This is a genomic window from Aeromonas sp. Marseille-Q5825 (assembly GCF_946892685.1).
GTDB classification, from domain to species: Bacteria; Pseudomonadota; Gammaproteobacteria; order Enterobacterales; family Aeromonadaceae; genus Aeromonas; species Aeromonas rivipollensis.
Map to the genome: position 1 here is coordinate 313,729 of NZ_CAMPOU010000003.1, position 19,619 is coordinate 333,347.

General features: G+C 62.9%; 18 protein-coding genes. 6 read left to right on the top strand and 12 right to left on the bottom strand.

Annotated features, from left to right (window positions below):
* Positions 1-17: 17 nt before the first annotated feature.
* Genes OC537_RS09720 through OC537_RS09730 form a run of 3 tightly spaced genes read right to left on the bottom strand, consistent with a single transcriptional unit; the run spans position 18 to position 1,205 of the window.
* The gene (locus tag OC537_RS09720; protein ID WP_234569052.1) at positions 18-464 is read right to left on the bottom strand and encodes a YeeE/YedE family protein; all 447 of its coding nucleotides are present in this window, start codon (positions 462-464) and stop codon (positions 18-20) included.
* Between the two features lie 13 nt (positions 465-477).
* Complete coding sequence (locus tag OC537_RS09725; protein WP_262110909.1) at positions 478-891, bottom strand: YeeE/YedE family protein; 414 nt, start codon at positions 889-891, stop codon at positions 478-480.
* Positions 891-1,205 carry an ArsR/SmtB family transcription factor gene (locus tag OC537_RS09730; protein WP_262110910.1) on the bottom strand — a complete coding sequence of 105 codons (315 nt, stop codon included), beginning with the start codon at positions 1,203-1,205 and terminating at the stop codon, positions 891-893. The genes OC537_RS09725 and OC537_RS09730 overlap by 1 nt, the downstream gene beginning before the upstream one ends.
* A gap of 92 nt (positions 1,206-1,297) precedes the next feature.
* On the opposite strand from OC537_RS09730, the gene OC537_RS09735 reads away from it, so the two are divergent.
* From OC537_RS09735 to OC537_RS09745, 3 genes are all read left to right on the top strand, one after another.
* Positions 1,298-1,483: a DUF2892 domain-containing protein gene (locus tag OC537_RS09735; RefSeq protein ID WP_106886276.1), complete on the top strand. Its 186-nt coding sequence runs from the start codon at positions 1,298-1,300 to the stop codon at positions 1,481-1,483.
* 365 nt (positions 1,484-1,848) lie between these two features.
* Positions 1,849-2,214 (top strand): hypothetical protein, encoded by a 366-nt coding sequence (locus OC537_RS09740; RefSeq protein ID WP_262110911.1) that lies wholly within the window; start codon positions 1,849-1,851, stop codon positions 2,212-2,214.
* Between the two features lie 217 nt (positions 2,215-2,431).
* Positions 2,432-3,160 (top strand): MgtC/SapB family protein, encoded by a 729-nt coding sequence (locus OC537_RS09745; RefSeq protein ID WP_025327670.1) that lies wholly within the window; start codon positions 2,432-2,434, stop codon positions 3,158-3,160.
* A gap of 69 nt (positions 3,161-3,229) precedes the next feature.
* On the opposite strand, the gene OC537_RS09750 is transcribed toward OC537_RS09745, so the two are convergent.
* The 5 genes from OC537_RS09750 to OC537_RS09775 all read right to left on the bottom strand — a co-directional run bounded on the left by OC537_RS09750 (position 3,230) and on the right by OC537_RS09775 (position 9,693).
* The gene (locus OC537_RS09750) at positions 3,230-4,240 is read right to left on the bottom strand and encodes a substrate-binding domain-containing protein (RefSeq protein WP_139744916.1); all 1,011 of its coding nucleotides are present in this window, start codon (positions 4,238-4,240) and stop codon (positions 3,230-3,232) included.
* A 27-nt stretch (positions 4,241-4,267) separates the two neighbouring features.
* Positions 4,268-5,683: a glycoside hydrolase family 32 protein gene (locus OC537_RS09760; protein WP_410050469.1), complete on the bottom strand. Its 1,416-nt coding sequence runs from the start codon at positions 5,681-5,683 to the stop codon at positions 4,268-4,270.
* Positions 5,683-7,047: a sucrose-specific PTS transporter subunit IIBC gene (locus tag OC537_RS09765; protein WP_163147894.1), complete on the bottom strand. Its 1,365-nt coding sequence runs from the start codon at positions 7,045-7,047 to the stop codon at positions 5,683-5,685. Before OC537_RS09765 ends, OC537_RS09760 begins: the two co-directional genes overlap by 1 nt.
* Positions 7,048-7,130: 83 nt before the next feature.
* Positions 7,131-8,087 (bottom strand): aminoimidazole riboside kinase, encoded by a 957-nt coding sequence (locus OC537_RS09770; protein WP_262110912.1) that lies wholly within the window; start codon positions 8,085-8,087, stop codon positions 7,131-7,133.
* A gap of 115 nt (positions 8,088-8,202) precedes the next feature.
* Complete coding sequence (locus OC537_RS09775; protein WP_262110913.1) at positions 8,203-9,693, bottom strand: carbohydrate porin; 1,491 nt, start codon at positions 9,691-9,693, stop codon at positions 8,203-8,205.
* Positions 9,694-9,983: 290 nt separating this feature from the next.
* On the opposite strand from OC537_RS09775, the gene OC537_RS09780 reads away from it, so the two are divergent.
* On the top strand, positions 9,984-10,946 hold the full coding sequence (locus OC537_RS09780) for an IS1595 family transposase (protein ID WP_262108247.1): 963 nt from the start codon (positions 9,984-9,986) through the stop codon (positions 10,944-10,946).
* A gap of 49 nt (positions 10,947-10,995) precedes the next feature.
* Here OC537_RS09780 and dnaJ read toward each other — a convergent pair whose 3' ends face one another.
* From dnaJ to grpE, 3 genes are all read right to left on the bottom strand, one after another.
* Positions 10,996-12,123 carry a molecular chaperone DnaJ gene (gene dnaJ, locus OC537_RS09785; protein ID WP_042649830.1) on the bottom strand — a complete coding sequence of 376 codons (1,128 nt, stop codon included), beginning with the start codon at positions 12,121-12,123 and terminating at the stop codon, positions 10,996-10,998.
* Between the two features lie 112 nt (positions 12,124-12,235).
* Complete coding sequence (gene dnaK, locus OC537_RS09790) at positions 12,236-14,161, bottom strand: molecular chaperone DnaK (RefSeq protein WP_042649831.1); 1,926 nt, start codon at positions 14,159-14,161, stop codon at positions 12,236-12,238.
* Between the two features lie 334 nt (positions 14,162-14,495).
* The gene (gene grpE, locus OC537_RS09795; protein ID WP_042649832.1) at positions 14,496-15,071 is read right to left on the bottom strand and encodes a nucleotide exchange factor GrpE; all 576 of its coding nucleotides are present in this window, start codon (positions 15,069-15,071) and stop codon (positions 14,496-14,498) included.
* 264 nt (positions 15,072-15,335) lie between these two features.
* Here grpE and nadK point away from each other — a divergent pair, with 264 nt between their 5' ends.
* Positions 15,336-16,220 (top strand): NAD(+) kinase, encoded by an 885-nt coding sequence (gene nadK / locus OC537_RS09800; RefSeq protein ID WP_262110914.1) that lies wholly within the window; start codon positions 15,336-15,338, stop codon positions 16,218-16,220.
* A gap of 39 nt (positions 16,221-16,259) precedes the next feature.
* On the opposite strand, the gene OC537_RS09805 is transcribed toward nadK, so the two are convergent.
* The gene (locus tag OC537_RS09805) at positions 16,260-17,420 is read right to left on the bottom strand and encodes a sensor domain-containing diguanylate cyclase (RefSeq protein ID WP_262110915.1); all 1,161 of its coding nucleotides are present in this window, start codon (positions 17,418-17,420) and stop codon (positions 16,260-16,262) included.
* Between the two features lie 323 nt (positions 17,421-17,743).
* Here OC537_RS09805 and recN point away from each other — a divergent pair, with 323 nt between their 5' ends.
* Positions 17,744-19,408, top strand: a complete 1,665-nt coding sequence (recN, locus tag OC537_RS09810) for a DNA repair protein RecN (protein ID WP_262110916.1) — start codon at positions 17,744-17,746, stop codon at positions 19,406-19,408.
* Positions 19,409-19,619 lie beyond the last annotated feature (211 nt).

The following is a 19,619-nucleotide window of genomic DNA, read 5'->3' on the forward strand; positions in this document are numbered from 1 at the left end:
TCAGTCACTTCACCGGCTCAGGCGGTATGGGACTGGCGAGCCTTGTTCCGTGCGCGCACCAGCCCCCGGTCGACCAGCAGGATCCCGGCCACCATGGCCGCTATAAACAACAGTATCATGGGCTGACCGCTGGAAATGAGGCTCAAAGCCGGCCCGGGACAGATGCCCACCAACCCCCAGCCTATGCCAAACAGCGCGGCCCCACCGATCAGACGGCGATCCAGCCTGGGGGCCGGTACGGCGACTATGGGCTCCCCCAACAGACTCCGGCGACGGGGTTTCACCAGCAGAAAATAACCCGGCATAAAGACCAGCAGGGCGCCCCCCATCACGAAGGCGAGGCTGGGATCCCAGACCCCCGCCAGATCGAGAAAACCGGTGACCCGGGCGGGATCCACCATGCCGGAGATGGCCATCCCCAGTCCGAACAGCAGGCCCGCAAGCAAACTTGTCAGCAACTTCATGGCGATCAGCCTCTTACAACAGATGATGAGTAACGAAGACGGTGATAAAGCCCGCCGCCATAAAGGTCAGGGTTGCGACTATGGAGCGCAGGGAGAGCCGCCCCATGCCGCAGATGCCGTGACCACTGGTACAGCCATTGCCAAGACGGGTACCGACGCCCACCAGCAGACCGGCCAGCAGCACGACGGGCCAGCCGGGCAGGGTGGTGAATGCGGGCATGCTGGCCCAGCCCAGGGTCAACGCCAGCCAGGCACCGCCCCCCAGCCCCAGCAGAAACAGCACCCGCCACGGCGCCCGGTGTTGCAAGGCGCCGGCCAGAATGCCGCTGATCCCGGCGACCCTGCCGTTGAACAACATCAGGATCAGGGCCGACAGCCCCGCCAGCATGCCGCCGCCCAAAGAGAGCAGCCATTGGCTTTCCATCATCAAGATTCCTTATTTTCTGAGTGACAAAAATGGGTTTGCAGCGCCGCCAGCACATCGGCGGCCGCCTCGCTCACCAGCGAGTAGTAGATCTGCTGTGAGACCTTGCGCGAACGGATAAGGCCATGGCGCTTTAGCACCGACAACTGCTGGGAGAAGGCCGACTGCCCCAGCTGGCTGTGGGCAAGCAGCTCCCCGACGCCCTTCTCTCCTTCCACCAGCTGACAGAGCACCATCAGGCGTTCGGGATGAGCCAACGCCTTGAGCAGGGCGGCGGCGGCCGTCGCGTGTCCGTTCATCTCGTCGAATGGGCTCATAAGCATAAATTAGCAATTGCTGATATTTAGTCTATTGTATAAATCAACACTAAATTAGCAACTACTAAATAATAGAGGGAAGGGAGAGAGACATGACAGTTGATAACGGAGTCAGAGTGGTCGCGGGCTGCATCTTGCTGCTCTCGCTGCTGCTCACCGCCTGGGTCCACCCGGGCTTCGTCTGGCTGAGCGTCTTTGTCGGGGCCAACCTGATCCAGAGCGCCTTCACCGGCTTCTGCCCCGCCGCCATGATCCTGAGGCGCCTGGGCATGAAATAGCCCCGAGCGGACGATAAAAACGAGGGGGCTCTGGCTCCCTTTTGCTAAAACCTCATTTTGTTTCAATATGTTGCTGCCGGGGGCCCAGGGTTTACCCCGGCGGCCGTATCGGCTACCATGTCGCCTCTAATCAATAGCGGAGACCGTCGGTGGGCAACTCATCAAGTGACAGATCCACGCCGACTCCTGTCGTCGGCACCCAGGTCGCGAGCTAGCCGCAGAGTCCCTCTGCCGCAACTCGCAGCCCTGCGAGAAGCGGAAATCCACTCCCCTCTTCTCTTTTTACACTTGACGTCGGGTGACTCCTGGCCAACTGCCATGGGCGCCTTGCCTGCATAGTTTCTGCTTCCCACAAGGAGGCTGCTATGCGTTTGATATCAACCCAGTCTGTATCGACTCACCCCCTGCTGAACAAGCTGGGCCTTGGCATGTTGCCGCGCTGGCTGCGGGGCAAACGGCGCCAGCACCACTACCGGCTGCAGATCCGCTGCGAGGATCGCGCCGACCTGGATCAGGTGCTGGAGATGGTGAGCCACACCCTGCAACCGGCCGGGCTGTACCCGGTGCAGTCCATGACACCGGGTCGCAGCGGCGGGCGTGAGCTGGTGCTCAACCTCCAGTGCACCCCGCCCCAGCGCCGCTATCTGGTGCAGTTTGTCCATCAGGTCGGGGCAGCTCACCCGGTTCGCTGGGAACTGCGCCCTCGCGGTGGCGATCCCGAGCGCACCTGACAGCACCATACTCTGTCAACCAGCGTTCAGGGGGCCGGCCATGCTGGCCCCCTGAACTGTCAGCGGCGCCCTATGGGGCATGCGCAGGGGACGCCCCGCACGCCTTGTTTCATTTTTTGCTGGCCAGCAGCGCAATCATCGCCGGGTTTTTCAGCCCTCTTGTGCGGCGTTTCATCATGGATTGCGCGCAGCCATCACTCATCAGAAGGAGTACCCCATGAGAATGTGGCAACAATTTGATCTGCTTGCCCTGCTCGACACCCTGGCCAGCCTGCTGCTCGCCTTCGTGCTCGGCAGCCTGGTCGGGCTGGAGCGCCAGTACCGCCAGCGCACCGCCGGTCTTCGCACCAACGTGCTGGTCGCCGTGGGGGCGGCCCTCTTCGTCAACCTGGCCCAGCGCATCTATGACCTGCACGGCGGCAGCTATGGGGTGGTGCACGTGGTGGCCTATATCGTCTCCGGCATCGGCTTTCTCGGCGCCGGTGTCATCATGCGCGAATCGGGCAACATCCGCGGCATCAACACCGCCGCCACCCTCTGGGGCGTGGCGGCGGTGGGGGCGGCCAGCGGCGCCGGCTTCGCCATGGAGGCGGTGCTCGGCGCGCTCTTCGTGCTGGCGGCCAACACCCTGCTGCGCCCCCTGGTCAATCAGATCAACCGTCATCCGGTGGACAACACCGACACCGAGGTGACCTACCGCGTCACGGCGCTCATCCGCCGCACCCACCAGAAAGAGGTGCTCCCCTGGCTGGAGCAGAAGCTGGAGCAGGCCAACTACCCCCTGAGCGAGCTGGATATAGAACCCTTCGGGGAGCAGGACATCGAGATCTCGGCTGTGCTGCTCGCCACCTCCATCGACGGCGACGAGCTGGACGCCCTGATGAAGACGCTGGGGGAGCATCCCCGCATCAAGCAGATCTTCTGGCGTGCCAGCACCACGGATTGAGCCCGCTGCCAGCAGCAAAAAGCCCCGCCAGTATCGGCGGGGCTTTTTCATATGAGACGTGATGGATGACTAGCGGCGGCTGCGCCAGCGCACTCTGGGGAGGATCACCTGGGCGGTCTGTGCGGGGGGATTGCCCGCGATCAGCTGCTGCATCAGCTCGAAGGCGGCCCGGGCCAGGGCCGGACAATCCTGGGCCACGGAGTCGATGCGCATGGGAATGCAGTCGAGCAGATCGTGATCGTCGAAGGTACAGAGCCGCATCCCTGTCTCCATCAGCCCCGCCTCGTTGAGGTAGCGCAGCACCCCCTCCAGCAGGGTAAAAGAGGCGGTGAATAGCCCGCGGGGGGGCGCTCCCAGCTCCTCCACCAGCTCGGCCATCAGCTGATAACCCGAGCGCGGCTGATAGTCGCGATGGCGCACCCGGGCGGCATCCGCCTCAAAGCCGGCGCGATGGAGCCCCAGTTCATAGCCTGCCAGCCGGTGGCGACTGGGGGAGAGATCCAGCAGGCCGCCGAAGTAGTAGATCTCCTCGTCGCAATCGATCGCCATGTCCTGCACCAGCTCGGCGGTCGCCTTGCAGGCGTCCGAAATGACCATGGGCAGGCGCGACTCGCCGATATGGCGGTCGAGCTGCACCACCGGCAGACGGTCGTGAATGCGGGCATAGATGTCGTCGCTGTGACCACTGGAGGCAACAATCAGCCCATCCACCTGACGGCTGATGAGATTGTCCACCACCCGCTGCTCCAGGGTGGGGTCATCCTCGGAGCAGGCGATGAGCAGCTGGATCCCCGCCTCCCGGCAGTGGGCCTCGAGGGCGCGCGCTATGCTGGCGAACCCGAAGTTGGTGAGATCGGGGATCACCAGCCCCCAGGTGTAGCTGCGGGTCTCGCGCAGGGAGCGGGCATGAAAGCTCGGCTGGTAGTGGCACTCATCCGCCACCGCCTGGATCCGCTTGCGGGTATCGTCGGCAATCCTGTACTCCGCACTCTTGCCATTGAGCACCAGACTGGCGGTCGCCTTGGAGACCCCCGCCAGTTCGGCTATCTGGGCAATAGTGATCCGTTTCTTCTTCTCCACCTGGCCTCCCGGCTGACTAGCACCGGGCTATTGTACTAGGCAAGCCGCCAGCGGCCAGTGATCAAGGCAAATTTTGCAGCCATCATCGCCGTTACCCGATGAAAGTTGCGGCTTTTCCCCGGGGAAGTAGCGCGCCGACAGGCTCTGGCGACCCTGATCCACGAAGCACTCCAGGCTGGAGCTGTCGCACAGCACTGTGATCTTGCCTCCAAGCCAGGGGACGGCTCTCTCTTCCCATGCCCCGCTCTGCCAGTTCTGGCGCCGCAGGATGATGCGCCCCGGCTGCCACACCAGCTCGGCCACGGCGCCGAACCAGAGGCTGCCCTCACCGCCAAGCGCCAGATCGAGCCAGGCCGAGTCGATGGCCAGCCCCGGAAACTCCCTGAGCGTCCCTTCGAAGCGGGTCTGCTCCCCCTTCAATGCCGCGAGCTCCGCCACCGGCCGCTGGCAGAGCCAGTCGTCCTGCCAGAACAGCTCTCGCGGGCAGCTCATCTGATGGATCCAGCCATAGGGGATGGTGGGCTGGCTCATCTCGTTCTCCTCCGGCAGACCCAGCCAACCAAACAAGAGGCGCCGCCCCTGACTGTCTCGGGTGGTTTGCGGCGCATAGAATTCGAAGCCCCTGTCCAGCTCGTGGAAAGCCCCGTGCTCGAACTGCTCGCCGTCGAACTGCCCCGCCAGCCAGCCGCACTGATAGAGGTTGCGATAATACTCCCCTTGCGGGGCAATCCCCTGGGGGCAGCAGATCAGCAGGTGGCGATCCCCTAGGGGGAAGAGGTCCGGGCACTCCCACATATAGCCAAAGTCCCCGAGACCGCCGTGCCCGCTGCCAGCGATGGGGCCCACCAGCGTCCAGGCATCCAGCGCGTCGCCGCGATAGAGCAGCACCTCGCCCCGATCGTCCAGGGTGCGTGCTCCCAGCACCATGAGCCACTGCTGGCCGTCGTGCCACACCTTGGGGTCGCGCACATGGCCGCTGTAGCCTTGGGGCAGATCCAGCACGGGGCCCAGCTTGTCGAAACCGCCCTCACCGTCGGCGCGGGCCAGACACTGGAAGGCGGTGCGGCTGCCGTCCGGGTATTTGACGTTGCCGGTGTAGACGAGGGTCAGGCGCCCCTGTTCGTCGCTCACCGCCGAGCCGGAATAACAGCCGTGGCTCTCATAGGCCTCGGTGGGCAAGAGCGCCACCGGCTCGTGCTGCCAGTGCAGCAGATCGGCCGAAGTGACGTGACCCCAGCCCTTGTTGCGATGCTCGCAGCCGAGCGGATTCCACTGGTAGAAGAGGTGGTAGCGCCCGTCGTGCTCGATGAAACCGTTGGGGTCATTGAGCAGCCCCACAGGGGCTGCCAGGTGCCAGCGGGGCCTATGGGGATCGGCCGCCGCCTTGAGCTGTCCGGCCAGCAGGGACCGGACAATCTGGTTGAGGAGATAAGCGTCCTTCATCACTCCACCTTGTACTTGAGCAGGTAGGAGGCGACGAAGGCGGCACCGAAGGCGATCACCAGCCCGATGACGTAGTGGATGAGGCTCATGGGCTGGACTATTGCCATGCCCGGAATGCCGGTCAGGCCCACCGCCGTCATGCCCACCTTGGCCGCCACCACGTAGGCGCCGCCGCAGGCACCGCCGAACAGACCGGCCAGGAAGGGTTTGATGTAGCGCAGGTTGACGCCGAAGATGGCGGCCTCGGTGATGCCCAGCAGGCAGGACATGGCCGCCGGCACGGTAATCGCCTTGATCTTCACGTCCCGGGTCTTGAAGTAGACCGCCAGGCAAGCCCCGCCCTGGGCCACGTTGGCCATGGCCCAGATGGGCAGCAGGAAGTTGACGCCTATGGCAGGGTTGGTGAGCAGCCCCGCCTCTATGGCGTGGAAGCTGTGATGGATGCCGGTGATGACGATAAGGGAATAAGTCCCGCCGAATACCAGACCCGCGAGCCAGCCCGCCTGCTCATAGAGGGCGCTCAGACCAAAGGAGATGCCATCCCCCAGCACCCGTCCCGCCGGGCCGATGAAGAGCAGCGCCACGAAACCGGTGATGATGACGGTCAAGAAGGGGGTGAGGATGAGATCCAGGGCGTCCGGGATGCGCTTGCGCAGCTGTTTCTCCAGGTGGGACATGAACCAGACCGCCAGCAGCACAGGGAAGACGGTGCCCTGGTAGCCTATCATGGCCACATCCAGCCCGAAGAAATCCATGGTCTTGAAGCCCCCCGCCACGCCCCAGGCGTTGGTCAGGGCCGGGTGGGTGAGAATCCCACCAAGGGTCGCCCCCAGATAGGGGTTGCCGCCAAACTCCCGCGCCGCGGTAAAGCCGATCAGGATGGGCAGTATGATGAAGGCTGCCGAGCTGAACATGTCGAGCATGACGAAGAGGGCGCTGTCGGCGTTGACCCAGCCGTAGGTGCGCACCATGCCGAGCAGCCCCATCAGCAGGCCGGAAGCGACGATTGCCGGGATGATGGGGACAAAGATGTTGGAGAGGGTCCGCGCCAGCCGTTGGGCGACGTTGAGCTTGGCCGTCGCCATGTCGGTCAGCTCCGCCTTGCTGGCCGTCCCGGTGCCGGTCAGCGCCACGAACTCCGCATAAACCTTGTTGACCAGACCGGTGCCGAAGATCACCTGGATCTGGCCGGCGTTGCTGAAGCACCCCTTGACCCCGTCCAGCTTGTCGATGGCGGCCTTGTTGACCTTGCTGTCGTCCGCCAGCACCAGCCGCAGTCGGGTGGCGCAGTGAGCGGCGCTGACGATGTTCTCCTTGCCCCCAAGCAGGGGCACCAGATCCTTGGCTATCGCACTGATATTCATAATCTTCCTCTTATGACCCGCCACGCTGGCGGGCCCTAGTCACATGAGAGTAGGGGCTGTCGAGTCGGGCTTCTAGCCGCAGCTCAACAGCCGCTTGCGCCTGATCGCAAAAATTCATCCAGTTCGGTGCGGGTCGGCAGCGCCGTCATGGCCCCCTTGGCGGTGGTGGCGAGCGCGCCGCAGCCGTGGGCCTGAGCCAGGATGGCGGGCAGCTCGCTCAAGACAGGCAATCGCTCACCCTCTGCCAGCGCGGCCAACAGACCCGCGACGAAGGCATCCCCCGCCCCCGTGGTGTCGAGCGGGGTCACTTTCTGCCCCACCCACTCCAGCAGCTCGCCACCCAAACGGGCTACCACACCGGCCGCCCCCCGGGTCACCAGCACCAGGGCCGGGCCCGAGAGGGTGGCAAGCCCAGCGAGCAGATCATCCTCGCCGCTCAGCAGTTGCAGCTCCTCCACCGAGAGCTTGACCACGTCCGCCAGGGTCATGGCCGCGATAACCTGCGGCAGCATCTCGGCGGGATTGCCCCACACCTCGGGGCGCAGGTTGGGGTCGAAGCAGACCCGTCCCCCGACCGCCTTGATGGCGGCCATGGCCTGCAGGCAACTGCTGCGCACAGGTTCGTTGGCGAGCGCAATGGAGCAGCTGAGCAACCACTGACCGGCCTCGAAGCGGGGCAAGTCAGCCGGTTCTAGGAACTGGTCGGCACTGGGGCGCACCATGAAGGTGAAGCTGCGCTCCCCTGCTTCATCGAGCTCCACCAGCACCGTGGAGGTTCGGTGGGCCGGATCCTGAGTCAGATGACGGATATCGACGCCCTCTGCCACCAGGGTATCGGCCATAAAGCGGCCGAAGGGATCGGCACCGACCCGGCCGATAAAGGCCGATTCACCGCCGAGCCGCGCCACTCCCACCGCCACGTTGGCGGGCGCACCGCCCGGACACTTGAGGTAGTGCAGCTCCCCTTCCGGGATAAGATCCACCACCGCATCCCCCATTACCCACACACGATTCCCCACCTTGCTACTCCACTGCTGCATCGGATCCACTGCCAGAGCCGGGCTCTGTTCTCTTGGTCGGCATTATCAGCTAAACCGTTTTAGCTAACCAATAGATCCCGGCGCCGTCTGCCATTTTTGTGATCGGGATAACGAACTAGAACCAGGTTTCCATCTGCACGCCAAAGTTCCACTCGCCACCGGCGGTGAAATCGCTCTGGCCCATGGCATCTGTGCTGGCGTAGTTGTCGAGCTCGGAGGACCAGTCCATCCAGGTGGCGAATACCCGCAGCTCGGGCCGCTCGAAGAAGCCGGCGGTCTGCGCCTTGAAGGTGGGGGCGAAGGTGAGCTTGGTGAAGTTGCCGCTCACCGCCTGACGCCCCTTGTAGCCTTTGGGATCCAGATCCATGTACTGCCAGGCGGCCTCGTAGACCAGCTCGACGTTCTGGCTCAGCACCTGGGCCACCCGGGTGTTGAGGGTCAGCCACTGATACTCGTCCCCCTTCACGTAGCGATCCTGGCTCTGCTCCGCCAGCAGGGCCGGAGCCAGCCGCCAGCGCGGGTTGAGATCGGTGGCACCAAACACGGCGACCCGCACCGCGTCGGCGTCCGGCAGCAGCTCGCTGTCGGAGCCCAACCCCTTGAGCTCGGCCCCCAGGCCATGGCCGTAGAGCACGGCGGCCTTGGAGAAGCCGGGATTGATGCCGAAGAAGCTCTCACCGTGATAGGCCAGCAGGGTGTGCGCCCCCTTGTTCGCCGCCTCGCTGCCAACGCCGCCGTCGTTGATGCGCGCCTCGTTATCCTTGGCCGAGAGGCCGCTGAGCATCCACTGCCAGTTGCCGACCCTGTTGTTCATGGTGAGGATGTAGCTCTCGATGTCGGACAGGCCGCTGGCGCTGATGTCGCCGTAGTCACGGCCGTAGAGGGAGAAGTTCGCCTTCCAGCTGTCGGCCAGCTGCACGTCGTAGACGCCGCCGCCGGTACCGGCCAGGAAGACCACGTCCGAGTCGAGCCAGTGGATGTCGAAGTTGTCCCGATCGAAGCGCTTGCCCGCCCATAGCACAGAGTGCTGGAAGGGGCCGCTGAAGCTCGCCAGGTCGCCGATTTCGGCAAACACCTGACGGGTGTTGAGGCTGGAATCGCTGGCGGTCCAGTCGTTGCTGGTCTCCACTCCGTCCGCCAGCATCAGCTTGTAGCGGGCCCAGCTGCCGTCATCGAAGGTCTGGGTCTTCAGCAGATTCGCCTCCATGTAGGTGTCGTCTTCGTTGCCAAGGCGACCCACGGCCCCGCCCACAGAGCCGGCCGGCGTCACGTAAGGGCCGCCGCGCCCGCCGTTGCCGTTGCTATTGACCAGGAGGCCCGAGCGGGCATAGCCGTGAAACTCGAAGCCCTGGGCACCGGCGGTCTGCTTGTCCACCTTCTCGCTCTGGGCCTTGGCCACCACTGCCGTCTCCCGGGCCTCGCTCGCCTTGCTCTGGGCCTCGTCGGCCCGCGCTTCGGCGGCGGCGGCGCGGGACTCAGCCGCCTGCACCCGCGCCTCCAGCGCCGCCAGACGCGCTTCGATACCGCCCTGTGCCGCCCACAGCGGGCTGCTCATTCCCAACCCCAGCGCCACCGCCAGCGCCAACTTGCTCTTGAACATCGTCATCTTCCTCACCTGTCATCTGCCGCCCGTCCGGGCGCTGTTGTTATGGACGAGCAGAGAATAGCTAAACCGCTTTAGCTAACTCAATATGCCAGCTAAACCGTTTCAGCCACTTGTGATCAGAGTAACGTTTGCACAGGGAAAACCGCCGGGAGTTGTGAGGAGGATCCCTCATCGGGATCCACTCAATAGGGCGGATCCGGGGCAAATCGCAGGCAAAAAGAAAGGCGCTGTCCCAGTTATGTGTTGAAAGGCTAACCTTGAAGTAGGTCATCACCTTGAGGGCCTCCATCATGGATACCCAAGCCTTTCAACATCTACTCTCTCTTTTCCCACAGCTCACTTTGCGCCAGCGTCGCCTCGCGCAACATGAACTCACCGCTCCTCACCCCATCACCTCGTTAGCCACCCAACTCCCCCCTTGCCAATGTTGCCCTCACTGCCAGGCCGAGGCCGCGCAGTTGGCTCCCTGGGGCTGGAGTCGAGGGCTGCGTCGCTATCGCTGCAAGCAGTGTCTGCGTACCAGCTCCGTTCTCACCAAGACGCCACTGGCCCGACTTCGCAAGGCACAGTGCTGGGAAGACTATGCCCAGGCCCTCATCGACGGGCTGACCGTGCGACAGGCTGCCGCCCGCTGCGGGGTCTGTAAAAACACCGCCTTTTTGTGGCGTCACCGCTTCCTGAAAGCCATGGCGAGCCACCAGGCGGCACGGGAAGGGGGTATCGTCGAAGTCGATGAGACCTTCTTCCTGGAGTCGTTTAAAGGGCAACGTGGTTTGCCCCGCCCGGCCCGTCATCGTGGGGGCAAAGGCCGTACCCGAGGCACAGGGTCGGATTACATCCCGGTGATGGTGGTTCAGGACCGGGCTGGTCACCATGCGGATTTTCAGTTGGAGAAAATGAATGCCGAGACGGTGATAGCGTTTTTGACACCCCTTGTCTCGTCAGATGCGGTGTTGTGTAGCGATGGCGCCGGGGTGTATGCCAGTTTCAGCAAAGCGCAGGGAGTGACCCATCAGGTCGTGCGCAATCGTCAAGGTGAGCGCGTGGTTGGCGCGTACCACATCCAGCATGTAAACGGATATCACCGTCGGTTGAAAGAGTGGATGGATCGGTTCCATGGGGTAGCGACCCACTATCTGAGGAATTATCTGGGTTGGCGAAGGATGCTGGAACGCTATGGACGGGAAGTGACTATCCCACGTTGCTTGTATGAGGCGCTGGGGCGCCCCATGCAACACGTAATTGGGACATAGCCAAAAGAAAGCCGGCACTGAAGGCCGGCTTGGGTCACGCGGGTTGCGGTTACTTGGTCAGATCGTCGAAGAAGCGTTTCACCCCTTCGAAGAAGCCTTCGGATTTCGGCTTGTGGGTCTTGGCGGCGGCACCGCTGAAGGACTCGTCCAGCTGGCGCAGCAGATCTTTCTGGGTCTCGGTCAGCTTGACCGGGGTCTCGATCACCACCTTGCACATCAGATCCCCCACCTGGCCGGAGCGCACGGACTTGACGCCCTTGCCCCGCAGGCGGAACAGCTTGCCGGTCTGGGTTTCCGCCGTGACCTTGAGCTTGACCCGGCCATCCAGGGTCGGCACTTCGATCTCGCCGCCGAGCGCCGCCGTGGTGAAGCTGATGGGCACCTCGCAGTAGAGATCGTTGCCGTCACGCACGAAGATCTCGTGCTCCTTGACGTGGACCTGTACGTAGAGATCCCCGGCCGGTGCGCCGGCCTCCCCCGCTTCCCCTTCGCCGGAGAGACGGATGCGATCGCCGGTATCGACGCCCGCCGGGATCTTGACCGACAGGGTCTTGGTCTTCTGGTAGCGCCCTTCCCCATGGCACTTGCGGCACGGATCCTTGATGATCTTGCCGCGACCGTGACAGTGGGGGCAGGCCTGTTGCACCGCGAAGAAGCCCTGGCGCATCTGCACCTGACCGGAGCCGTGGCAGGTCGGGCAGGTATGGGCCTGGCTGCCGGTGTGGGCACCGGACCCGTTGCAGACCTCGCAATGGACCTGGGTCGGGATCTTGATCTCCTTGGAGACCCCGCGCACCGCCTCTTCCAGCGTCAGCTCCATGTTGTAGCGCAGGTCGGAGCCACGGGCCGGGCCGCGACGACCACCCCCACGACCACCGAAGATGTCACCAAACACATCGCCGAAGATGTCACCGAAATCGGCACCACCGCCGTGGCCACCGCCCTGGCTCTGATCCACGCCGGCATGACCGTACTGGTCATAGCGGGCACGCAGGTTCTCGTCGGTCAGGACCTCGTAGGCTTCCTTGACCTCTTTGAACTTCTCTTCCGATGCGGCATCACCCTGATTGCGATCCGGGTGATACTTCATCGCCAGACGCTTGTACGCCTTCTTGATCTCGCGCTCGTCGGCACCTTTCGATACCCCGAGCACTTCGTAGAAATCGCGCTTCGACATACTCATCCTGTTCTACTTAAGCCGTTATGCAGACGGGCGTTGGTTACCCAACGCCCGTGAAATCATTGACTGAGCCGATGGGCAGAGTCTGCTCTGCCCATCTGGGTTGGGCTTATTTCTTGTCGTCTTTCACTTCTTCGAACTCGGCGTCGACCACGTCGTCGTCAGCCTTGGCGGAAGAAGAGGAGTGACCGGCCTCGGCACCGGCGCCTTGCGCCTGAGCCTGCTGCTGGGCAATCTCCATCAGCTTCTGGGACGCTTCCATCAGGGCCTGTTGCTTGGCTTCGATGGCAGCCTTGTCGTCACCCTTGATGACGGCTTCCAGCTCGGACAGTGCGGTTTCAATCTTGGTCTTGTCGTCGGCAGGCAGGGCGTCACCGGCTTCGGTGACCTGCTTGCGGACCGAGTGGACCAGACCGTCAGCCTGGTTGCGGGTCTGCACCAGCTCTTCGAACTTCTTGTCTTCCGCCGCGTTGGCTTCGGCTTCGCGTACCATGCGCTCGATCTCGTCATCAGACAGACCAGAGGAGGCCTGGATGGTGATCTTCTGCTCCTTGTTGGTCTCCTTGTCTTTCGCGGAGACGTGCAGGATACCGTTGGCGTCAATGTCGAAGGTCACTTCGATCTGCGGCAGACCGCGCGGTGCCGGACGGATGCCTTCCAGGTTGAACTGGCCCAGGGACTTGTTGTCGCTGGCACGCTTGCGCTCACCCTGCAGCACGTGAATGGTCACGGCAGACTGGTTGTCTTCGGCAGTGGAGAACACCTGAGACTTCTTGGTCGGAATGGTGGTGTTCTTCTCGATCAGAGCAGTCATCACGCTGCCCATGGTTTCGATACCCAGAGAGAGCGGGGTCACGTCCAGCAGCAGTACGTCTGTCTTGTCACCGGACAGTACGGCCCCCTGGATGGCAGCACCCATGGCCACGGCTTCGTCCGGGTTGACGTCTTTACGCGGCTCTTTGCCAAAGAAGTCGGCAACGGTCTTCTGAACCAGCGGCATACGGGTCTGACCACCCACCAGGATGACGTCGTCGATCTCGCCAACCGCCAGACCGGAGTCTTTCAGGGCGACACGAACCGGCTCCAGGGAGTCTTTCACCATGTCTTCCACCAGGGATTCCAGCTTGGCGCGGGTCACCTTGATGTTCATGTGCTTCGGACCTGTGGCATCTGCAGTGATGTACGGCAGGTTGACGTCGGTCTGCTGGGCGGAAGAGAGCTCGATCTTGGCTTTCTCGGCGGCATCTTTCAGACGCTGCAGAGCCAGCTGGTCGTTGCGCAGGTCGATGCCCTGCTCACGCTTGAACTCGTCTACCAGGTAGTTGATGACGCGGTTGTCGAAGTCTTCACCACCCAGGTGGGTGTTACCGTTGGTCGCCAGTACTTCGAAGGTGGTTTCACCTTCCACTTCGTCGATCTCGATGATGGAGATGTCGAAGGTACCGCCGCCCAGGTCATAGACGGCAACCTTGCGCTCGCCCTTGACCTTGTTCACGCCATAGGCGAAGGCCGCAGCAGTCGGTTCGTTGATGATGCGTTTTACATCCAGACCGGCGATGCGACCGGCATCCTTGGTGGCCTGACGCTGGGCGTCGTTGAAGTAGGCCGGTACTGTGATGACCGCTTCGGTCACCGGCTCGCCCAGGTAATCCTCGGCGGTCTTCTTCATCTTCTTCAGCACTTCGGCAGAGATCTGCGGCGGTGCCATCTTCTTGCCTTTGACTTCTACCCAGGCGTCACCGTTGTCAGCCTTGGCGATGGCGTACGGCATGATCTTCAGATCGCGCTGTACTTCTTCATCTTCGAAACGACGGCCAATCAGACGCTTGATAGCGAACAGCGTGTTCTTCGGGTTGGTGATGGCTTGGCGCTTGGCCGGCTGACCAACCAGGATTTCGCCGTCATCGGCATAGGCAATGATGGACGGAGTAGTACGGTCGCCTTCCGCGTTCTCGATCACGCGAGCATGGTCGCCATCCAGAATAGCAACGCAGGAGTTGGTAGTACCCAGGTCAATACCGATGATTTTACCCATTTGACGAATCTCCAAATACTTTGAATAAACTGGCGAGGGGCTCGCCTTAAATACGTTAACGGCTAGGTGGGGCCTGCCACTGTGGCTTTCAAGCACCCGACATCAAATTCTTTCCGTGTCACCTAAGTTTCCATGCCACTGAAATCAGATGCCGCCGTGGCCTTGCCACCTATATGGGGTCTCGAGCCGACGCTTCAAGCCCTGACCTTAAAAAACCGCGCATTCTTGCCCCTTGGGCGCAAGAGTGCTTGCCAAATGGCGCCAATCAATACCCTGATGGCGCCGCTACCAATAAAAAGCCCGCCGAGCGGCGGGCTCAGCACAGCGACGGGACTCAGGCCGGGGCCTTGGAGACCATCACCATGGCCGGACGGATCACCCGACCGTTGAGTTCATAGCCCTTCTGCATCACGGCGATGACGGTGTTCGCTGCCACTTCGGCATTGTCGATCATGCTGATCGCCTGATGGGCGTTGGGATCGAACGGCTGGTTCAGCGGATCCAGCGGGAGCAGGCCAAACTTGGCCACCGAGCTCTGCATGGATTTGAGGGTCAGCTCGACCCCTTCGATCATCGGCTTGAGCGCCTCATTTTCCTTGTCGGCCAGCTCGATGGCACGCTCCAGGTTGTCCAGCACCGGCAGCAGCTCGCCGGCGAACTTCTCCAGCGCGAACTTGTGGGCCTTCTCCACGTCCTGAGCGGCGCGGCGACGCAGGTTTTCCATCTCGGCGACGGCACGCACGGCGCGCTCACGCTCTTCCAGGGAGGCCTGCTGGGCTGCCTCCAACTGGGCCTCCAGCTCGGCAATGCGGGCCTGCTCGGCTGTCACTTCACTGTCTACATCGGTCGGCTCGACTGGCTGGGCTTCCACTTGCTCCATCGCTTCAACCTTTTGTTCTTCGTGGCTCATGACATCTCCAATATTCAGGGGTTACTTACGAGGGGTTGCTGACGTTCAGGTAAGCGACACGCGTCAACGGACCCTGTGTTGGCGCTATTATGGGGACGCAGCCCCGTCTTTCAAGGGGAAAAGGGCATATCAGGCGCAATGCCTCTCGCCAGCCGGCCAGCTTGCCGCTTTTCGGGGCCGATTGCGCCAAGGGGCATGGAGACAGACAAATCCCCGGCAAAGCGCGGTATACTCCCCGCAAGACTTCCCCAGACCCGATAACCTATGGATTCTCCGTTCAAAGCCGTTGCCCTCATCGGCAAGCCCCATCATGAAGGGGCCAACCAGACCCTCAGCGGCCTGCATCAATACCTGAGTACCCGCGGTTTTCGGGTGCTGCTGGAGAGCCGGGTCGCCCAGACCTTAGGGCTCTTGGGTGACAACGTGATGGATCTGGTGCAGCTCGGTGAGCAGGCGGATCTGGCCATAGTGGTCGGCGGTGACGGCAACATGCTGGGGGCGGCCCGGGTGCTGTCCCGGTTCGATGTGGCTGTGATAGGGGTGAACCGGGGCAACCTCGGCTTCCTGACCGATCTCTCCCCCCAGGATTACCTGCTGCCCCTGGAGCAGGTGCTCTCCGGCCACTTCAAGAGCGAGCACCGCTTCCTGCTGGAGGCCGCCGTCTATCGCCACGGCGAGCGCAAGTCGAGCAACCTGGCGGTCAACGAGGCGGTGCTGCACCCGGGCAAGATAGCCCACATGATAGAGTTCGAGGTCTATATCGATGGCAGCTTCATGTACAGCCAGCGCTCGGACGGCATCATAGTGGCCACCCCCACCGGCTCCACCGCCTACTCATTGTCGGCGGGGGGCGCCATCCTCACCCCCAAGCTCAACGCCATCACGCTGGTGCCCATGTTCCCGCACACCCTGAGCAGCCGCCCCATAGTGCTGGATGCGGACAGCGAGGTACGGCTGCTGGTCTCCCCCGACAATCAGGACGACGCCATGCAGGTGAGCTGCGACGGCCAGGTGACCCTGGCGGTCCACCCGGGGGACGAGATCCTCATCAAGAAGAGCCAACACAAGCTGCATCTGGTGCACCCGCTGGATTACAGCTACTTCCACGTGCTGCGCAACAAGCTCGGCTGGGGTAGCAAGCTGTTCTAGCCAGCGGGCCCGGGCCGCAACAAGGCTGGCGGCGAGAGCCTAGCCCTCGCCGCCCTCAACCAGCCGAAGCTGTCCGGGTTCGAGCTGCAGAAGCACGCCATTTCGCCCCGCCGCCTTGACCCTGTACATGGCCTCGTCGGCCTTCGTCAGCAAGTGCGCCAACCCTGTATCAGCACAGGCGCAGACGCCCCCCACACTGACAGTCACCCCCTCGCACGGCGGGCAGGCCCCCTGACGGGAGCCCGTCTCTATCTGGCGGCGGATCCGGTCGCAGATGTCATGGGCCATCTGGCCGTTCACCCCTCCCATGATGATGGCGAACTCCTCGCCACCTATGCGCCCCACCAGATCATCCTTGCGCGCCTCGGCCACCAGCACCCGGGCCACGAACCGGATCACCTCATCACCACAGCCGTGACCAAATCTGTCATTGACGCTCTTGAAGTGGTCTATGTCGAGCACCACCACGCAGCGCATCTGCCTCGGCCGCGCCCGCTCCCCCTGTCTGAACAGGCCCCGCCGGTTGAGCACCCCGGTGAGGGGATCCCGCTCCGAGAGGGCCAGCAGCGCCTGCTCCGCCTCCACATAGGCCACTAGGGGCAGCAGCAATACCGAGCCTATGGTCAGCACCATGTGCATGAAGAAGATGGCATCGAGCAGCCAGTCTCCCTCACTCACGGGGCCATTGGCCCCCAGCAAGAGCAGCAACCCCTGGCTCAGCAATATGGTGAAATGCAGCAGGTAGATGACGGCGACGGCATGGAGCACCCGCTTCTGGTGGCGGCTGAGGGAGACGATGAGACAAGCACACCAGAGGTAGACCACAGACTCCATCAGGGCCAGCACCATGCGCACCTCGAAATGGCTCGACAACCCCAGATAGGCAAGCAGCAACAGGGCAACCCCTCCCCACAGGGTGCGGGGGCGCCATGACAGACCGTAGAGGGCATAAAAGCCGGCCAGTAACAGCAATATGCTCATGAGGGAGACCAGGCCACCGACCCTGATCCCCAGGGCCGGATGGCCACTCCCTATCCCCAGACTGAGCAGCAAGATGGAGAGGGAGAAGAGGAAGGCCGACAGGGACCAGAACAGGAAGTTTCGCCGACCAGGCTTCAAGAAGTGGATGAACAACATGAGCAATGCCGACATCAGATTGATTGCCAGGGAGATCAACAGCAGGGTCGGGGTGTGGATCATCTAGACGCATCCTTGGTGAAGAGCATGGTGGCCTGCCCGTTGAACCTGAGCCTAGCCTGTCTCGAGTGTGTCTCAGCCACCCCGACTCCACAAGTTCACTGCCTCGACAAGACCCCAAAAAGGTGAACGAATACAGGCTGATCGCGCGCCTGCCCTCCAGGGACACATCACCCATGGGATGCCATGACGGCCAGTTGTGACCCCTCGCACAGCCCCTCACCCCCTTGCCCGGCAAAAAATCCCGCCCCGCACACTTTACTGTATATAAGACCAGTATATACTGGATGCATACACAGTAATGTTGACCCATACAGGATGAGACCATGCTGACCCAGCTGACCGTCAACAACTTCGCCATCGTCAAGTTTCTCGAACTCGATCTGCAATCCGGCATGACCTGCATCACAGGGGAGACGGGGGCAGGCAAATCCATTGCCATCGACGCCCTCGGCCTCTGCCTCGGCGAGCGGGCCGAAGCCAGCATGGTGCGGCCGGGCAGCGACAAGACGGAAGTCAGTGCCCGTTTCCTGCTGGACGGCAACCCTGCCGCCCGCGCCTGGCTCGCCACCAACGAGCTGGAGAACGAGGGTGAGTGCATAGTGCGGCGGGTACTCTCCGCCGAGGGGCGCTCGCGCAGCTACATCAACGGCGTCCCCGTCCCCCTGGTGCAGCTCAAGAGCCTGGGTCAGTTGCTGGTCAACGTTCACGGCCAGCACGCGCATCAGCTGCTGCTCAAACCCGACTATCAGCTCGCCCTGCTGGATGGCTATGCCGGCCACCACCTGCTGCTCGATGAGGTGCGCCAGCACTATCAGCTGTGGCGCCAGCTGCAAAACGAGCTCAACCGCCTCAAGGCCGAACAGCAGCAGCGGGAAGCCCGTCGTCAACTCATCGAATATCAGGTGCAGGAGCTGGATGAGTTCGCCCTGCAACCCGGGGAGTTTGAGGCCATCGAAGAGGAGCACCAGCGCCTCGCCAACGGCACCGAGCTGATGCAGGAGTGCGGCTATTGCCTCGACCTGCTCTATGACAACGAGGAGACCACCATAGCCGGCCTGCTGCAGGTGGCGGTGGACAGGGCCGAGACCCTGGCCGGCATGGATAGCCGCCTTGGCAACGTGCTCGGCATGCTGAACGAAGCCCTGATAGGGGTGCAGGAGAGCCACAGCGAGCTGCGCAGCTATCTGGATCTGCTGGAGCTGGATCCCGAGCGTTTCAACGAGCTGGAGGCCCGCCTCTCCAAGGCGATCAATCTGGCCCGCAAGCACCACGTCAAGCCGGCGGATCTCCCGTCGCACCATCAGGAGCTGGCCAAGGATCTCGCCCGTCTCCACTCCGATGAGGAGCGGTTAGAGGGGATGGAGGATGAACTGGCCGAGGCCCGTCAGGCCTTTGTCCAGGCGGCAGAGGTGCTCAGCCAGAGCCGTCAGCGCTACGCCCAGGAGCTGGCCACCCAGGTGACCGCCAGCATGCACGAGCTGGCTATGCCCGATGGCCGCTTCGCCATCGAGGTGCGCCCCGACGCCCAGAGCAGCCTGTCGCCACTCGGTATCGATCGAGTGGAACTCATGGTCACCACCAACCCTGGGCAGCCCATACAGCCGCTGGGCAAGGTGGCCTCCGGCGGCGAGCTGTCGCGCATCAGCCTCGCCATAGTGGTAATCAGTGCCCGCAAGATCTCCACCCCCACCCTGATTTTCGACGAGGTGGACGTAGGGATCAGCGGCCCGACGGCGGCAGTGGTGGGCCGTCTGCTTCGCCAGCTCGGCGAATCCACCCAGGTGATGGTGGTCACCCACCTGCCCCAGGTGGCCGGCAAGGGCCACCAGCACATGGTGGTCAGCAAGCACACGGACGGCAAGACCACGGAGACCCAGATGCAGGCGCTCAACCAGGGTGCCCGCCTCAACGAGCTGGCCCGTCTGCTGGGCGGGGATCAGATCACCGACAACACCCTGGCCAACGCCCGCGAGCTGCTTACCTCCTGAGGGCGGTGCGGCAAGCCATCGACGCAGCTCGCCGCCCCAGGGGCGGCGAGCCATCAGCCCCTTCGATGACCTGACAGGGAGTGAGTCATCAGCCTTCCGGCGCCAGCCCTGGCATGTCATCAACCTTTTCGATTCCCTGACCGGGGAGGTGAGTAACCACTCTCCGGCAGCCTGCCTTGAGTGGCGAGCCATCCCCCTCGGTGGCCTGCCC

Excerpts from the sequence above, each read along its gene's own strand:
- OC537_RS09720 (WP_234569052.1), bottom strand. The coding sequence starts at position 464 with ATGAAGTTGCTGACAAGTTTGCTTGCGGGCCTGCTGTTCGGACTGGGG.
- OC537_RS09725 (WP_262110909.1), bottom strand. The coding sequence starts at position 891 with ATGATGGAAAGCCAATGGCTGCTCTCTTTGGGCGGCGGCATGCTGGCG.
- OC537_RS09730 (WP_262110910.1), bottom strand. The coding sequence starts at position 1,205 with ATGAGCCCATTCGACGAGATGAACGGACACGCGACGGCCGCCGCCGCC.
- OC537_RS09735 (WP_106886276.1), top strand. The coding sequence starts at position 1,298 with ATGACAGTTGATAACGGAGTCAGAGTGGTCGCGGGCTGCATCTTGCTG.
- OC537_RS09740 (WP_262110911.1), top strand. The coding sequence starts at position 1,849 with ATGCGTTTGATATCAACCCAGTCTGTATCGACTCACCCCCTGCTGAAC.
- OC537_RS09745 (WP_025327670.1), top strand. The coding sequence starts at position 2,432 with ATGAGAATGTGGCAACAATTTGATCTGCTTGCCCTGCTCGACACCCTG.
- OC537_RS09760 (WP_410050469.1), bottom strand. The coding sequence starts at position 5,683 with ATGAAGGACGCTTATCTCCTCAACCAGATTGTCCGGTCCCTGCTGGCC.
- OC537_RS09765 (WP_163147894.1), bottom strand. The coding sequence starts at position 7,047 with ATGAATATCAGTGCGATAGCCAAGGATCTGGTGCCCCTGCTTGGGGGC.
- OC537_RS09770 (WP_262110912.1), bottom strand. The coding sequence starts at position 8,087 with ATGCAGCAGTGGAGTAGCAAGGTGGGGAATCGTGTGTGGGTAATGGGG.
- OC537_RS09775 (WP_262110913.1), bottom strand. The coding sequence starts at position 9,693 with ATGACGATGTTCAAGAGCAAGTTGGCGCTGGCGGTGGCGCTGGGGTTG.
- OC537_RS09780 (WP_262108247.1), top strand. The coding sequence starts at position 9,984 with ATGGATACCCAAGCCTTTCAACATCTACTCTCTCTTTTCCCACAGCTC.
- dnaJ (WP_042649830.1), bottom strand. The coding sequence starts at position 12,123 with ATGTCGAAGCGCGATTTCTACGAAGTGCTCGGGGTATCGAAAGGTGCC.
- dnaK (WP_042649831.1), bottom strand. The coding sequence starts at position 14,161 with ATGGGTAAAATCATCGGTATTGACCTGGGTACTACCAACTCCTGCGTT.
- grpE (WP_042649832.1), bottom strand. The coding sequence starts at position 15,071 with ATGAGCCACGAAGAACAAAAGGTTGAAGCGATGGAGCAAGTGGAAGCC.
- nadK (WP_262110914.1), top strand. The coding sequence starts at position 15,336 with ATGGATTCTCCGTTCAAAGCCGTTGCCCTCATCGGCAAGCCCCATCAT.
- OC537_RS09805 (WP_262110915.1), bottom strand. The coding sequence starts at position 17,420 with ATGATCCACACCCCGACCCTGCTGTTGATCTCCCTGGCAATCAATCTG.
- recN (WP_262110916.1), top strand. The coding sequence starts at position 17,744 with ATGCTGACCCAGCTGACCGTCAACAACTTCGCCATCGTCAAGTTTCTC.